The sequence below is a fragment of the Roseovarius sp. MMSF_3298 genome, assembly GCF_030733705.1.
GTDB classification, from domain to species: domain Bacteria; phylum Pseudomonadota; class Alphaproteobacteria; order Rhodobacterales; family Rhodobacteraceae; genus Roseovarius; species Roseovarius confluentis.
In genome coordinates this window covers 222824-237745 of record NZ_JASHIN010000003.1, presented here as the reverse complement: position 1 = coordinate 237745, position 14922 = coordinate 222824, and the positions used below count along the sequence as shown (strand labels likewise).

The 14922-nt window shown below is 63.2% G+C and carries 15 protein-coding genes; 11 read left to right on the top strand and 4 right to left on the bottom strand.

Annotated elements, in window-relative coordinates; translation table 11 throughout:
- Positions 1 to 65: 65 nt before the first annotated feature.
- The gene (locus RBB18_RS04855) at positions 66 to 938 is read left to right on the top strand and encodes a ribokinase (protein ID WP_306110365.1); all 873 of its coding nucleotides are present in this window, start codon (positions 66 to 68) and stop codon (positions 936 to 938) included.
- Here RBB18_RS04855 and msrA read toward each other — a convergent pair.
- Positions 935 to 1597 (bottom strand): peptide-methionine (S)-S-oxide reductase MsrA, encoded by a 663-nt coding sequence (msrA, locus tag RBB18_RS04850; RefSeq protein WP_274592771.1) that lies wholly within the window; start codon positions 1595 to 1597, stop codon positions 935 to 937. The genes RBB18_RS04855 and msrA overlap by 4 nt on opposite strands.
- A gap of 181 nt (positions 1598 to 1778) precedes the next feature.
- Here msrA and RBB18_RS04845 point away from each other — a divergent pair, with 181 nt between their 5' ends.
- Entirely contained in the window at positions 1779 to 2687 is a 909-nt protein-coding gene (locus tag RBB18_RS04845; RefSeq protein ID WP_306110364.1) for a D-amino acid aminotransferase, read from the top strand.
- Complete coding sequence (locus tag RBB18_RS04840; RefSeq protein ID WP_306110363.1) at positions 2687 to 3418, top strand: HAD family hydrolase; 732 nt, start codon at positions 2687 to 2689, stop codon at positions 3416 to 3418. Before RBB18_RS04845 ends, RBB18_RS04840 begins: the two co-directional genes overlap by 1 nt.
- Positions 3419 to 3549: 131 nt before the next feature.
- On the opposite strand, the gene RBB18_RS04835 is transcribed toward RBB18_RS04840, so the two are convergent.
- Positions 3550 to 4776, bottom strand: a complete 1227-nt coding sequence (locus tag RBB18_RS04835) for an argininosuccinate synthase (RefSeq protein WP_103762611.1) — start codon at positions 4774 to 4776, stop codon at positions 3550 to 3552.
- Positions 4777 to 4883: 107 nt separating this feature from the next.
- On the opposite strand from RBB18_RS04835, the gene ilvA reads away from it, so the two are divergent.
- A complete protein-coding gene (gene ilvA / locus RBB18_RS04830; protein ID WP_274592774.1) occupies positions 4884 to 6119 on the top strand; it encodes a threonine ammonia-lyase IlvA in 1236 nt (411 codons plus the stop codon).
- Here the strand turns inward: ilvA and RBB18_RS04825 are convergent.
- The gene (locus RBB18_RS04825; RefSeq protein ID WP_103762612.1) at positions 6111 to 6443 is read right to left on the bottom strand and encodes an Hpt domain-containing protein; all 333 of its coding nucleotides are present in this window, start codon (positions 6441 to 6443) and stop codon (positions 6111 to 6113) included. The two genes, ilvA and RBB18_RS04825, sit on opposite strands and share 9 nt — an antisense overlap.
- Positions 6444 to 6629: 186 nt before the next feature.
- On the opposite strand from RBB18_RS04825, the gene RBB18_RS04820 reads away from it, so the two are divergent.
- Positions 6630 to 7844, top strand: coding sequence for a PP2C family protein-serine/threonine phosphatase (locus RBB18_RS04820; RefSeq protein WP_306110401.1), 1215 nt, complete (start codon positions 6630 to 6632; stop codon positions 7842 to 7844).
- Here RBB18_RS04820 and RBB18_RS04815 read toward each other — a convergent pair.
- On the bottom strand, positions 7819 to 8259 hold the full coding sequence (locus RBB18_RS04815; RefSeq protein WP_103762613.1) for an NUDIX hydrolase: 441 nt from the start codon (positions 8257 to 8259) through the stop codon (positions 7819 to 7821). The genes RBB18_RS04820 and RBB18_RS04815 overlap by 26 nt on opposite strands.
- 92 nt (positions 8260 to 8351) lie before the next feature.
- On the opposite strand from RBB18_RS04815, the gene RBB18_RS04810 reads away from it, so the two are divergent.
- The 6 genes from RBB18_RS04810 (at position 8352) to RBB18_RS04785 (ending at position 14922) form a co-directional block, all read left to right on the top strand.
- Complete coding sequence (locus RBB18_RS04810; protein ID WP_306110362.1) at positions 8352 to 9347, top strand: Hsp33 family molecular chaperone HslO; 996 nt, start codon at positions 8352 to 8354, stop codon at positions 9345 to 9347.
- Positions 9337 to 9954, top strand: a complete 618-nt coding sequence (locus tag RBB18_RS04805) for a CoA pyrophosphatase (RefSeq protein WP_274592776.1) — start codon at positions 9337 to 9339, stop codon at positions 9952 to 9954. Before RBB18_RS04810 ends, RBB18_RS04805 begins: the two co-directional genes overlap by 11 nt.
- On the top strand, positions 9938 to 11095 hold the full coding sequence (locus tag RBB18_RS04800) for a CCA tRNA nucleotidyltransferase (protein WP_306110361.1): 1158 nt from the start codon (positions 9938 to 9940) through the stop codon (positions 11093 to 11095). Before RBB18_RS04805 ends, RBB18_RS04800 begins: the two co-directional genes overlap by 17 nt.
- Positions 11096 to 11265: 170 nt before the next feature.
- The gene (locus RBB18_RS04795; protein WP_306110360.1) at positions 11266 to 13107 is read left to right on the top strand and encodes an ABC transporter ATP-binding protein; all 1842 of its coding nucleotides are present in this window, start codon (positions 11266 to 11268) and stop codon (positions 13105 to 13107) included.
- Between the two features lie 3 nt (positions 13108 to 13110).
- The gene (locus RBB18_RS04790; RefSeq protein ID WP_306110359.1) at positions 13111 to 14334 is read left to right on the top strand and encodes a class I SAM-dependent RNA methyltransferase; all 1224 of its coding nucleotides are present in this window, start codon (positions 13111 to 13113) and stop codon (positions 14332 to 14334) included.
- A gap of 78 nt (positions 14335 to 14412) precedes the next feature.
- Positions 14413 to 14922: a murein L,D-transpeptidase family protein gene (locus RBB18_RS04785; protein ID WP_274592780.1), complete on the top strand. Its 510-nt coding sequence runs from the start codon at positions 14413 to 14415 to the stop codon at positions 14920 to 14922.

The window sequence follows — 14922 nt, the reverse complement described above, 5'->3', positions numbered from 1 at the left end:
AAAGCGAAGCAAGGCTTGAAAACTGCGCCCATGCGCGGAAGCTGTGAAAAGCGATGGAGGGGCGAATGATCTTCAACCTGGGCTCTGTGAATACCGACTACGTCTATCTGGTGCCGCACCTGCCGCAGCCGGGCGAGACGCTGGCGGCGGCGTCGATGTCGGTCGAGTTGGGCGGCAAGGGCGCCAACATGTCGGTAGCGATTGCAAAGGCGGGGGGACGCGTGCGCCACATAGGTGCGGTGGGACCGGATGGCGCCTGGGCCAAATCGCGGTTGGCCGAGTACGGCATAGACGTGGAACATATTAAAAAGGTCGATGTGCCGACGGGGCATGCAATCATTAGCGTCGACCCGCAGGGCGAGAATGCGATCGTGATCTTTCCCGGCGCCAATCACGAGCAATCGCATCATGGGATTGCCGCGGCCTTGGCGGAGGCGGGTGCGGCTGACCTTCTGGTGCTTCAGAACGAAACCAAGGGCAGGGCGTTTGCCGTGGCGCAAGCGCGGGAACGGGGATCGAGGGTGATGTATGTACCTGCGCCCTATGATGAGAAGGCGGTAATCGGGTTACTTCCGCACGCGCATATCCTGGTGTTGAACGAAGTCGAATTCGGCCAGATGGTGCAGGCCACGGGGCGGGATGTAGCAACGCTTGGAGTACCGACCATCGTCGTGACACGCGGGGCGCAAGGGGCCCTTCTTCTGGAGGAAAGCTCTGGCTGGTCGGAACGGAATTTCCCGGCACCGAAGGTTGACGCGGTTGATACGACAGGCGCGGGAGACACGTTCGCTGGATTTCTGGCCGCCGGGCTGGACTCCGGCTTTTCGGCCGAACGGGCGGTGGAGCGCGCCGTTTTCGCGGCGGCGTTGAAGGTCACGCGGCGCGGGACGGCGGAGGCTATTCCGTCCTTGGCCGAGGTTCAGGCCTTCGTGGGTTAAGAGCCGACGAACGGCGCGTTGTCGCCCCAAAGCTGGCGGATGCGTTCGTCGCGGCCACAGGCCTCGCGATATGCCTTGTAGGCTTTGGCCTGGGTCTTCGGGCCGAACCGCGTGATGATCAGGCGGTCGCCCTTGTAGTAATCCTGATGATAGTCTTCCGCCTCGTAGAAGTTCGACGCGGACAGGATCGGGGTGACAATATCTTGGCCGAGGGTAGCGGCGGCCTTGGCCTTGGCAGTCTTCGCCGCTTGTTCTTCGGCGGCACCGTCGGCAAAGATCGCGGTGCGATAGCTGTCGCCACGGTCGCAGAACTGGCCGCCGGCATCGGTCGGATCGACCGAGCGGAAAAACAGCGACAAGAGTTCCTCGCGGCTGACTTGTGCCGGATCGTATTCGATCTGCACCGCCTCGTAATGGCCCGTTCCGCCGCGCACGACCTGCTTGTATGTGGGGTTTTCCACGGTGCCGCCGGTGTATCCCGATACGACTTCGCTGACGCCGTCCACGGATTCGAAATCCGCCTCGACGCACCAGAAGCAACCGCCCGCCACCGTAAGCGTTTCGGTTTCTGCGGCCTTGGCGGCGTTGGTCTGGACGCCAAAGCCGATGACGATGGATATGGCGAGCACGGTCGCCTTGATGTTACGCAGATGGTTCATGGCACAGCCTCCCTTTGCCTGAGGTCAAACTGCCGCGTTTGTGCAACTGTTCCAACTCACCTGCTTGTGAGGTCACGGGGCGGTGAAGCGAATTTATCTCTTGGCACCGAAATGGCCTGTTCCTAGCGTGGGCTGAAACAAATCGCGGGGGTGGTTTGTAACAAAGTGAAAGGCGACAGGCATGGCAGAGCATCAGACGACACACCAAGCAGAAGAGGATGCGCGAAACGAGGACATCCTGATCTGGCTGAACGGGCGGATTGTGCCCAAGGCCGAGGCGGTCGTCAGTGTCTATGACAGCGGGTTCATGCTGGGCGATGGAGTGTGGGAGGGTTTGCGACTGTATAACGGGACGTGGGCTTTCGTAGACGAGCATCTTGATCGGTTGTTCGAAGCGGCAAAGGCGATTGACCTCGATATTGGCCTGACGCGGCAAGAGGTCTTGCAGGCGCTTCTGGACACGCAGACCGCCAACGAGATGACGACGGACGCGCACGCCCGCCTGATGGTGACGCGGGGCATCAAGACCCGGCCGTTTCAACACCCCAGCCTGTCGCGGCAAGGACCGACGATCACGATCATCATGGAGCATTCGCGCCCCAAGATCGCGCGGCCCATACGGCTGGCCACGGTGCCGCATATCCGGGGCTTGCCGATGACGCAGGACCCGAAGCTGAATTCCCATTCCAAGCTCAACTGCATCCTGGCGTGCATCGCCGCGGAAAAAGCGGGTGCAGACGAAGCCCTGATGCTGGATGTGCATGGGTTCGTGAACACGACTAATGCCTGCAATTTCTTTATCGTTCGTAAAGGGGCCGTTTGGACCTCGACCGGGGACTACTGCATGAACGGGATCACGCGGCAGAAGGTGATCGACCTGTGCCGGGAAAGTGACATCCCGATCTACGAGCGGAATTACTCTCTGGTGGACACCTATGGTGCGGACGAAGCATTCCTGACCGGCACATTCGGCGCGCAGACACCGGTGAGCGAGATCGATGGGCGGCCCATTGGCGACGGCGAGGCCGGGCCGGTGACGCGAAAGATCCAGGGGCTGTACAGGGACCTGATCGCGAAGGAATGCGCCTGATGCGGATCGCGATGTGGTCGGGGCCGCGAAACCTGTCGACGGCGATGATGTATTCGTTCGCGGCGCGGGGCGATTGCGCCGTGATCGACGAGCCGTTCTATGCCGCCTACCTGACGATGACAGGGCTGGAGCACCCGATGCGGGACCAGATCATTGCCTCGCAGCCGAGCGACCCGGCGGATGTGGTCGCGGGTCTGATGGGGCCTAACCCACGGGGAAAGCAGCATTATTACCACAAGCATATGGCGCAGCACATGATAGACGGCATGCCGCGCGACTGGATCCGGGACGTGGTGAACGTGTTCCTGATCCGGCATCCGGCGCGGGTGGTGGCGAGTTTCTCGGCCAAGTATGAAAAGCCCACGCTGGACGATATCGGGTTTCGCCAGCAGGCGGAGCTGTTCGACCAGGTCAAGGCGCTGGGCGGAGATCCGGTGGTGATCGACAGTGCGGATATACGGCGCGATCCGGAGGGGCACTTGCGGGCCTTTTGCGACCGGATCGGGCTGGACTGGACGCCGGACATGCTGCGCTGGCCCAAGGGCGGGCACGCGGATGATGGGGTCTGGGCCAGTCACTGGTATGGGGCGGTACATGGCTCGACCGGGTTCGCATCGGCCGAGGGAGAGGTGCCGGAGTTGACCGGGTGGAAGGCGGATTTATCAACGGCCGCGATGCCCTACTACGAGGCGTTGCGCGGGGAAGCGGTTAAGGCACCGTTGCAGGGTTAACGGGCGAATCAGGGTCGAAAATGGCACGTCGGTATCGCGTCGGTAGTTCAGTGGTATCGCGACGGTGCCAATTTCGCAGAATGCCGTGGTAAACGGGCCGAACGTTCGTCGGCCCGTTTGAGCTGCCTTTCTTAACCTTTCAGGCGACGGTTGCGGGCAGCCAGAAGTTTCAGACGAAGCGCGTTCAACTGGATGAAGCCAGCGGCGTCTTTCTGGTCGTAAGCGCCGGCGTCTTCCTCGAAGGTCACGTGCGCCTCGGAATAAAGCGAGTGATCGGACCAGCGGCCGACGCAGGTGGCCGACCCTTTATAGAGCTTCAGTCGGACGGTGCCGGTGACGTGTTCCTGGCTTTTGTCGATGGCGGCTTGCAGCATCTCGCGCTCGGGGCTGTACCAGAAGCCGTTGTAGATGAGCTCGGCATAGCGCGGCATCAGGCTGTCCTTGAGGTGGCCTGCGCCGCTGTCGAGGGTGATCTGTTCGATGCCGCGATGCGCCTCGAGCAGGACGGTGCCGCCGGGCGTCTCGTAGATGCCGCGGGACTTCATGCCGACAAAGCGGTTTTCCACGAAGTCGAGCCGGCCGATGCCGTGCTTTCCGCCAAGCTCGTTCAGCTTGGTCAGGATCGTGGCCGGCGACATCGCCTCGCCATTGATCGAGACGGCGTCACCTTTCTCGAACCCGATCTCGACGAGTTCGGGCATGTCGGGCGCATCCTCGGGGTTGGTGGTGCGCTGGTAGACATAGTCGGGCGCCGGCTCGGCGGGGTCTTCCAGCACCTTGCCCTCGGACGAGGTGTGCAGAAGGTTGGCGTCGACGCTGAACGGCGCCTCGCCGCGCTTGTCCTTGGCGATGGGGATCTGGTTCTTCTCGGCGAACTCGATCAGGCGGGTGCGCGAGGTCAGGTCCCATTCGCGCCAGGGGGCGATGACCTTGATATCGGGGTTGAGCGCGTAGGCAGCCAGTTCGAACCGGACCTGGTCATTGCCCTTGCCGGTGGCGCCGTGGGCGACGGCATCGGCGCCGGTCTCGGCGGCGATCTCGACCAGGCGCTTGGAAATCAGCGGGCGCGCGATGGAGGTGCCGAGCAGGTACTGGCCCTCGTACAAAGCGTTGGCGCGGAACATCGGGAAGACGAAGTCGCGGACGAATTCCTCGCGGATATCCTCGATGTAGATATTGTCGGGGTTGATACCGAGGAGTTCGGCCTTCTTGCGGGCCGGGTCAAGCTCCTCGCCCTGGCCGAGATCGGCGGTGAAGGTCACGACCTCGCAGCCATATTCGGTTTGCAGCCACTTGAGGATGATCGACGTATCGAGGCCGCCGGAATAGGCCAGCACGACTTTCTTGGGCGCGGACATCTTGGTACCCCTTTGCATGATGTTGCAGGGGCGATTACCGGGTTTTCACAGGCGGGGCAAGGCGGCGGAGGCTTGTCATGCGGGCCGTGATGGGCGAAGGACGAGGCATGAGCGATTTCAGAACCCAAGCCCGGGCCGCCGAGGCCGAAATGCGCGCCGTCTTCGAGCCGACGCCGTTGCAGCGCAATGCGCACCTGTCCGACAAATACGGCGCGGAGGTGTATCTGAAGCGGGAGGATCTGAGCCCGGTTCGGTCATACAAGCTGCGCGGTGCGTTCAACGCGATGCGCAAGGTGATGGCTGCGGGTGAGGATGCGCCGGTGTTCGTTTGTGCCAGCGCGGGCAACCATGCGCAGGGCGTGGCGTTCATGTGTCGGCATTTCGGGGTGAAGGGCGTGATCTTCATGCCGGTGACGACGCCGCAGCAGAAGATCGGACAGACGCGCAAGTTCGGCGGCGATGCCGTGACGATCCGCATGGTTGGAGACTATTTCGACGATACGCTGGCGCAGGCGCAGGCCTATTGCAGCGATGTGGGCGGGCATTTCCTGTCGCCGTTCGATGATGAGGATGTGATCGAAGGGCAAGCCTCGGTCGCGGTGGAGATCGAGGCGCAGCTGGGCGCGGTGCCCGACCGGATCGTGCTGCCGGTCGGTGGCGGCGGGCTGTCGTCGGGTGTGCGCAGTTACTTCGGGCCGGAGGTGAACATGGTGTTCGTGGAGCCGGTGGGCGGGGCCTGCCTTGCGGCGGCTTTGCAGGCCGGTGCGCCGGTGCGGTTGAAGTCCGTGAACACCTTTGCCGACGGGGCGGCTGTGGCGCAGATCGGGGCGCGGACGTTCGCGCGATTGCGCGATGTCGATCCGGCCAATGTGGTCGCCGTGGCCGAGGATCGGGTCTGCACCACGATGCTGGAAATGCTGAACATCGAGGGCATGGTGCTTGAACCGGCAGGCGCGCTGGCGGTGGATGCGTTGAAGGATCTCGACATCAGCCCCGGCGAGACGATCGTCTGCGTGACCTCGGGCGGGAATTTCGATTTCGAGCGTCTGCCGGAGGTGAAGGAACGGGCGCAGCGGTTCGCGGGGCTGAAGAAATATTTCGTGCTGCGGATGCCGCAACGGCCCGGGGCGCTGAAGGATTTCCTGACCATTCTTGGACCCGACGACGATATCGCGCGGTTCGAGTACTTGAAGAAGTCTGCGCGCAACTTTGGTTCGGTCCTGATCGGGATCGAGACCAGCGATGCCGCGAATTTCGAGCGGATCGAGGCGGAAATGACCGCGGGCGGGTTCGAGCATCGCGACATCACCAATGACCAGATCCTGGCGGAATTCCTAATCTGAGGCGAGGTGCGGCAGCGCGCCCAGGAACTTGGTCTTGGACGAGGTGTAGGTCTCGACGATATTGGCGAGGTCGATATCGGAGGCGTCGCCGCGAGCGGCCGTGAGCTCGACATCCTTACAGAGCCTGGAAAAGTCATCGAAGCCGAGGTTGAGCGCGCTGCCCTTGAGGAAATGCAGCTTGGCCTCGAGCGTTTCGGGGGCCGGGTTGGTGCGAAGCTCGGCAATCTCTTCCTCGACCTCTTCGAGGAAGATCTCGACCACCTCGTCGAAATCCTCGGCCCCGATTTCGTCGCGGAGCTGGGTGACGCGGTTCCAATCGATCATGGCATCCTCCTTGGACCTGAACGCTAGGCGCGGCGAATTAAGGGCGGGTGAAGAATGTGGGCGAATTAGACGGCATTTTAGGCTTCACATGGCATTAAGAGGCGCGTGCTTGCATATGGGCGAAAACGCATAGGCAAGACCGTGTCGGCCCACCCCAGCAAGGCGATAGACCCGCCGCCCGATCAGATGAGCATCCGCCGTGTGCTGGTTGTGGATGACAGCCGGTTGCAGCGGCGCATCATCACCGCGGCCCTGTCGCGGCTGGGGCTGGACGTGGCCGAGGCCGGATCGGGAACCGAGGCGCTTGCCATTTGCGAAGCGGTGCCGCCGGACCTTGTGATCAGTGACTGGATGATGCCCGGGATGAACGGGCTGGAGCTGTGCCGCGCGTTCCGGGCGCTGCCGCGGGAGGATTACGGGTATTTCATCCTCGTCACCTCGAAAAGCGAGAAGGAAGAGGTGGCGCTGGGCCTGGAGGCCGGGGCGGACGATTTTCTGACCAAGCCGATCAACCCCGGTGAGCTGCGCGCAAGGATCGCGGCAGGGGACCGGATCGTGCGGATGCAGCGGGAATTGAGCGAGACAAACCGGCTGGTGCGCGAAACGCTGGAAGAGCTGCAGGGCCTATACGAATCGCTCGACAATGACCTGATCGAGGCGAAAAAGCTGCAACAGTCCCTGATTTCAGAGCGGTTCAGGGACCTTGGGCCGGCCCAGGTGTCGTTGCTGTTGCGCTCGGCGGCGCATGTGGGGGTCTTTCCGGTCAGCGAGACGCGGATCGGCCTGTATGCGATCGACGTGTCGGGGCATGGTGTGAGTTCGGCACTGATGACCGCAAGGCTGGCGGGGTACCTTTCGTCCACGTCGCCCGAGCAGAACGTGGCGCTGGCGCAAGGGCCGGACGGGTTTCTGCCACGGCCGCCCGACGAGGTGCTGGCGGACCTGAACCAGATGTTTCTGGGTGAAATAGAGACTGAATTGTACTTTACGATGTTGCTGGCCGATGCGGACCTGGCGACCGGGCGCGTGACCATGGCACAGGCAGGGCATCCGTGCCCGGCCATCCAGCGCGCCGATGGGCGGGTCGAGATCAAAGGCCCCGGGGGATTGCCCGTGGGGCTGATCGACGGCGCAACCTATGAGCGGTTCGACGTGCAGCTTTATCCCGGTGATCGGTTGCTCCTGCATTCCGACGGGGTGGACGAATGCGTGGATGGCACGGGCAGGCTGTTGGGCGAGGACGGGGTGCGGCGCATCCTGCAGGAGTTGCGGCAGACCGAAGGCATGGCGTTTCTGGAATCGGTGATCTGGAAACTGGCAGAGTATGCCGGGCGGGACGATTTCGACGATGACGTGTCGGCGGCGTTGCTGGAGTTCAAGCCAGTCGGAAAAGTGCCCTGACGAAATGCCTGTCGCCCGGATTGCCGACGTGACGTGCGGCGGTTTCCGGATCCGCGAAAAAGGCGGTATGGCCCGGCTCGGACGGCGCGGAGAGCGGCCGGACCGGACGGGCGTGGTAGATGATGCAGATCTTGTCGGCCCAGAGATCGTATTCCGGCATGTAGACGAAGCGCCGGAAGGAGCCCAGCCGCTGGGGCGAAGCGATGCGCCAGCCGGTTTCCTCGAACACTTCGCGATGCAGCGCTTGCAGGGGCGATTCGCCGGGGTCGATGCCGCCGCCGGGCAGTTGCATCTCGGGCTTGGGCTCTTCCTGCCAGGTCAGGAGCAGTTTTCCGTTGCGCGGCAGGATGGCGTAGGCGCCGGGACGCGCGGTGTAGCGGATATCTGGCCTTGGCGGCTTGCCGAAGCGTCGCATGGCGGGCCCCCCTTGGAGTATGCCTTGTTGCGCATATATAGTCGCGATATGCCAAGAACGGGCGCCCAAGAAAACCCCCTTAAGGATACGCGATGACACTCGGCCAGAAGATCGCCTGGGACGATACCGTCCTGCCATTTCAATTGGACCAATCGGACGTGCGCGGCCGCGTGGTGCGGCTGGACGGTGCGCTGGATGGTGTGCTGAAGCAGCATGACTATCCCGCGCCGGTCGAGGCGCTGATCGCCGAAATGGCGCTGATGACGGCGCTGATCGGCCAGACGATCAAGCTGCGCTGGAAGCTGTCGTTGCAGGTACAGTCGCAAGGCCCGGTGCGGATGATCGCCACCGATTACTTTGCGCCGGAGAACGAGGGCGAGGCCGCGTGGATCCGCGCCTATGCCAGTTTCGATCCTGATGGGATTACCGACGCGCCCGCGTTCGAGCAGTTGGGCGACGGGTATTTCGCGGTGATTTTGGACCAGGGCCAGGATACCGCGCCTTATCAGGGGATCACGCCGATTGCGGGCGAGCGGCTGAGTGACTGTGCCGAGGCGTATTTCGCGCAGTCGGAACAACTGCCGACGCGGTTCGCGCTGAGCTATGGACGGTCGACCGAGCGCGATGGGCGCGAACATTGGCGCGCCGGTGGCGTGTTGCTGCAACTGATGCCCAAGGCGTCGCCCTTCGCCACGGGCGGCGGTAGCGGCGAGGACGGATTGTTGCAGGCCTCGGATATCCTGGACGAGGACAGCGAAGAGAACTGGAACCGGGTGAACACCCTGTTGGACACGGTGGAAGACCTCGAGCTGATCGGGCCTTCGGTGTCGTCCTCGGACCTGCTGGTGCGGTTGTTCCACGAGGAGGTGCCGCGGGTGTTCGACGTTCAGGCGGTGCGGTTTGGATGTACCTGCTCGGAAGAGAAGGTACGTAGCAGCCTGTCGATCTATTCGGCCAAGGATATTGCGACGATGACGACCGAAGAGGGCATCGTGACCGCCGATTGCCAGTTCTGCGGCGCACATTATGCGATGGACCCCAAGACGCTGGGGTTCGAGGCCGAAGCGCAGGACGGCGATGAAGAGTGACCTTGTCGCGACCCTGCGCGCAGCGTTGCAGGGCGAAATGGCGCCGTCGTCGGATTACGACCTGAACCCGGACGTGGTTTTGCCGGAGGGGCGCAAGCTGCGGCCCGCCGGCGTTCTGGTGCCGATCGAGGTGACGGAGACGGGCGCAAGGCTGTGGCTGACCAAGCGGTCCTCGGCCTTGCAGCATCACCCCGGGCAAGTGGCCTTTCCCGGCGGCAAGCAGGAAGAGGGTGACGCCGATATTGTTGCTGCCGCGCTGCGCGAGGCGCACGAGGAAATCGGGCTGGCACCGGGCATGGTGGAGGTCATGGGCACGTTGCCGCCGCACGAGACGGTGACGAGTTTCCACGTGACGCCGGTGATCGGGGTGATCTCGGAGCCGTTTTCGCCTGTGCCCGAGGCGGGCGAAGTGGAGGAAGTGTTCTCGGTTCCCTTGGATCACGTGTTGGAATTGGGCCGGTTCAGGGTCGAATCCCGGCGCTGGCGCGGGACGCGGCGGTACTATTTCGCGGCGCCTTACGGGCCCTATTATATCTGGGGCGCGACCGCGCGGATGTTGCGCGCGATGGCGGAGGCTGTACGTTTGCAGCATGACGCTGACGGGTGAGTGGATTGACGCGGGCGAGACGCAGGATGTGTGCCGGATGCTGGAGGCAGCCGGGCATCGCGCCTTGATGGTCGGTGGCTGTGTGCGGAACGCGCTGATGGGCGTGGCGGTGAACGACATCGACATCAGCACCGATGCGCGGCCGGAAACCGTGGTCTCGCTGGCCGAGGCGGCGGGAATGAAGCCGGTGCCGACGGGCATCGAGCATGGCACGGTGACGGTGGTGTGCCGGGGCGTACCCTTTGAGGTAACCACCTTTCGCAAGGATGTGGAAACGGACGGGCGGCGCGCCGTGGTGGCCTTTGCCGACGACGTGGAAAGCGATGCGCGGCGGCGGGATTTCACGGTGAACGCGCTTTATGCGACGCGCGAGGGCAAGGTGATCGACCCGCTGGACGGGCTGCCCGATATTGAAGCGCGGCGCATCCGGTTCATCGACGACGCCGAGACGCGGATACGAGAGGATTACCTGCGTATCCTGCGGTTTTTCCGGTTTCACGCGGCCTATGGGGACCCCGCCGGGGGGTTGGACCCGGATGGCCTCGCGGCCTGCGCGGCGCTGGCGGACGGGATCGACGGGCTATCGAAAGAACGGATCGGGGCGGAGATGGGCAAGCTTTTGGCCGCGCAGGACCCTGCGCCGTCGGTGGCGGCGATGCGGCAGGCGGGGGTGCTGGCGCATGTTCTGCCCGGTGCCGATGACCGGGCCCTGGCGCCGCTGGTGCACCTGGAAGAGATGCATGAGGTCTCAGCCGAAGCCGCGCGGCGACTGGCAGCATTGGGTGGGGAAAACCCCGTCGAGGCGCTGCGGCTGAGCCGCAAGGACGCGCGGCGGCTGGAGGTTTTGCGCGACGAGGCCGCGGGCACGCAAACACCCGAGGCGCTGGGCTATTTCCACGGGTCGCAGACGGCGCGGGATATCGTGCTGTTGCGCGCCGCCCTGTTCGAGATGCCGGTTCCGCGTGATGCTTTCGCTACCGTGGACTTGGGGGCGAACGCGGTCTTTCCTGTCAGCGCGCAGGACTTGATGCCGACGCTGGAAGGCCCGGCATTGGGCAAGGCGTTGAAAACGCTGGAGGACGCGTGGATCGCGTCGGGCTTCACGCTTGACCGGCAGGCGCTGCTGAGCCTCGCGACATGAAAGGGTCATTTGACTTCGCCGGGGTTTGGCGGCATCTTGCCCGCACCACATGGAGGTTGAGACATGTTTATCGGGGATTTTGAACGCTCATAAGCGCCGGATCGCAGGAGTGATCCCGTGCGCGGCGTCGCGCCCCTTTGCCATGTCTTTCCCTTCGCGGAGTTCCCTCCATGTTCAAGCTTTTCGAAAATCTGGTTGATCCCTATGTGCCGTACGAAGAGACGGACAGGCCGCCGACGCGCCTGTGGCCGTTCATGCGGCTATACATGGCGCCGTTTCGCCGGGTGTTCTGGATGGCCGGGATCATGTCGGTGGTGGTGGCTGCCATCGAGATCTGGCTGATCTATTACATGGGACGGATCGTCGATATCCTGGCGGGCGAGCCGATGGAGGTGTGGGAGCAATACGGCACCGAGATTATCGTGGTGGCGGTCTTCATCCTTCTGATCCGACCCGCGATACAGGCGTTCGACGTGATGTTGCTGAACAACACGATCCTGCCGAATTTTGGCACGCTGATCCGCTGGCGGGCGCACAAGCATGTGCTGCGGCAGTCGGTGGGATGGTTCGAGAACGACTTTGCCGGGCGGATCGCCAACCGGATCATGCAGACCCCGCCCGCGGCGGGCGAGGCGGTGTTCCAGGCGTTCGACGCCATCGCCTTTTCCATCGCTTACATCATCGGGGCGGGCATATTGCTGAGCGATTCCGATCCGCGACTGATGCTGCCCCTGATCGGGTGGCTGGTGCTGTACGGCTTTTTGGTGCGCTGGACGGTGAAGCGGGTGCAGCCGGCGTCCAAGGCGGCGTCGGATGCGCGGAGCCTTGTGACGGGGCGGGTGGTGGATGCCTATACCAACATTCATTCGGTGAAGCTCTTTGCGCACAACACGCGCGAGGTGGAATACGCCAAGGACGCCATCGAACACGCGCGTCAGACGTTCCAGAACGAGATGCGGATCTACACGGTGATGGACGTGGTCCTGACGCTGCTGAACGGCCTGTTGATCGTGGCGGTGGTGGGTTGGGCCATGTGGTTGTGGATGCAGGGGCAGGCGAGTGTCGGCGTGGTGGCCGCGGCGACGGCGCTGACCCTGCGACTGAACGCGATGACCGGGTGGATCATGTGGGCGCTGACTTCTTTCTTTCGGCAACTGGGTGTCGTGGCCGAGGGGATGGAGACGATTGCCCAGCCAATTACGCTGGTGGATTCAAAAGAAGCAAAGCCGTTGGATATGCAGGAAGGCCGGATCGAGCTGCGCGAGCTGTCGCATCATTTCGGGCGTGACAGCGGCGGGTTGGACCGGATTTCGCTGAGCATTCAGCCGGGCGAGAAGATCGGGCTGGTCGGCCGGTCCGGGGCCGGGAAATCGACCCTGGTCAAGCTGCTTTTGCGGTTTTACGACGCCGAGAAGGGTCAGATCCTTATCGACGGGCAGGATATTTCCCAAGTGACTCAGGACAGTTTGCGCGACCGGATCGGGATGGTGCAGCAGGACAGTTCGTTGCTGCACCGCTCGGTGCGGGACAACATCCTCTATGGCAAGCCCGAGGCAAGCGAGGCGCAGATGCTGGAGGCCGCGAAGAAGGCCGAGGCGCATGAGTTCATCTTAGACCTGGCGGATCCGCAGGGGCGCACGGGCTATGACGCGCATGTGGGGGAACGGGGTGTGAAGCTGTCGGGCGGGCAACGGCAGCGGATCACGCTGGCGCGGGTGATCCTGAAGGATGCGCCGATCCTGTTGCTGGACGAAGCGACCAGTGCGCTGGACAGCGAGGTCGAGGCAGCGATACAGGAGACGCTCTATGGCATGATGGAGGGCAAGACCGTGATCGCGATTGCCCACCGCCTGTCGACGATTGCGCAGATGGATCGCATTATCGTGCTGGATCAGGGTCGAATTGTCGAGGAAGGCGGCCATGCCGAACTGCTGGCGCAGGGCGGGCTTTATGCCCGGTTCTGGAGCCGCCAGTCGGGCGGGTTCATCAATGCGGACGAAGCGGCGGAGTAAGGCATGTCCGAGTTTGTCATCGAGCGGTTGGGCCATCTGGGTGACGGGATTGCCGAGGGGCCGGTCTATGTGCCCGGCGCCCTGCCCGGCGAGCGTGTGGCCGGGACGCTTGAGGGCAACGTGCTGCGCGAGGTCAAGATCGTGGAGCCGTCAGGAACTCGGGTGAAGGCGCCGTGCCGACATTACAAGTCCTGTGGCGGGTGCCAGTTGCAGCATGTGGATGATGCTTTCCTGGCCGAGTGGAAGACGGGGATCGTGCGCGAAGCGCTGGCGGCGCAGGGGATCGAAACCGAGTTGCGTGAGATCGCGGTATCCCCTGCGAATGCGCGACGCAGGGCCGGGTTTTCGGCGCGGCGTACCAAGAAGGGTGCGACGGCGGGGTTTCACGCCAAGGGATCGGACCTGATCGTCGAATTGAGCGAATGCCACGTGGTGGTGCCCGAATTGCTGGAGGGCGCAAGGGTGGCGCAGGAGCTGGCCCGGATCGGCACCAGCCGCAAAGGCGAGTTGAGCGTTTCGGTCACGCTGTCGGAGGCGGGGTTGGATCTGCGTGTGGAGGGCGGCAAACCGCTGGACGGTCCGCTGCGGATCGCTCTGGCGCAACTGGCCGAGAGTGAAGACCTGGCGCGGCTGGCCTGGGACGATGAAACCGTGGTCACCCGGCGACCGCCGATACAGCAATTTGACGGGATCGCCGTGACGCCGCCACCAGGGGCGTTCTTGCAAGCAACGAAGGACTCGGAGCGTCTGTTACAGGAGGAGGTTTCGGCAATTTTGGCCGGAACAGAGCCTGTTATCGACCTGTTTGCCGGCTGTGGCACCTTTGCCCTGCCGCTGGCGCGCGCGCGAGCGGTCCACGCCGTCGAAGGCAGCGCGGCGATGACCCGTGCGCTGGATGAAGGATGGCGGCACAGTGAGCGGTTGAAGAAGGTCACGGTCGAGGCGCGGGACCTGTTCCGTCAGCCGATCATGGCCGAAGATCTGAAACGTTTCGGTGGTGCCGTGATCGACCCGCCACGCGCCGGGGCCGAGGCGCAGTGCCGCGAGCTGGCCGAAGCGCAGGTGCCGGTGATCGCCTATGTCTCCTGCAACCCGGTGACCTTCGCGCGCGATGCAAAGATATTGGCGCAGGCGGGCTATGAGGTGGAGTGGGTGCGGCCGGTCGACCAGTTCCGGTGGTCGGTCCATGTTGAGCTTGTGGCCGCAATCCGCCACAAAATAAGCTGATCGGGGCAAATTTGAAATGACGTGGCGGGTCTGACGCGGTAAAAGGTTGTCAGGGACAGGCAACAGGTTTATCGAGCAATGAATCGCAGGAATTTCGTACTTCTGTCGGTCGCCAGCGCGTTTCTGGCGGCCTGTGGATCCAAGTTCAAATCTTACAATGGGCCCGAGGTGACTCAGGTTCTGATCAGCAAGAGCCGGCGGCGGATGTATCTTTTCCACCACAACGAGGTGCTGAAGGCGTATGACGTGGACCTTGGTTTTACCGCTGCGGGGCACAAGCAGTTCGAGGGTGACGGCAAGACGCCGGAGGGCGATTACACGATCGATCGGCGCAATCCGAACAGTTCGTTCCACCTGTCGCTGGGTATTTCGTATCCCAACGAGGCCGACCGCGCCTTTGCCGAGGCGCAGGGGAAGAAACCTGGTGGAGATATCTTTATCCACGGAGAGCCCAATGATCTGGGCTGGGTCCGCAAGCGGCGTTTGGGCCGAGACTGGACCGCCGGGTGCATTTCCGTGCGAAACAAGGAAATTGAAAGGATCTATGCGATGGTGCGGAACGGCACCCCGATCCGCATTACGCCGTGA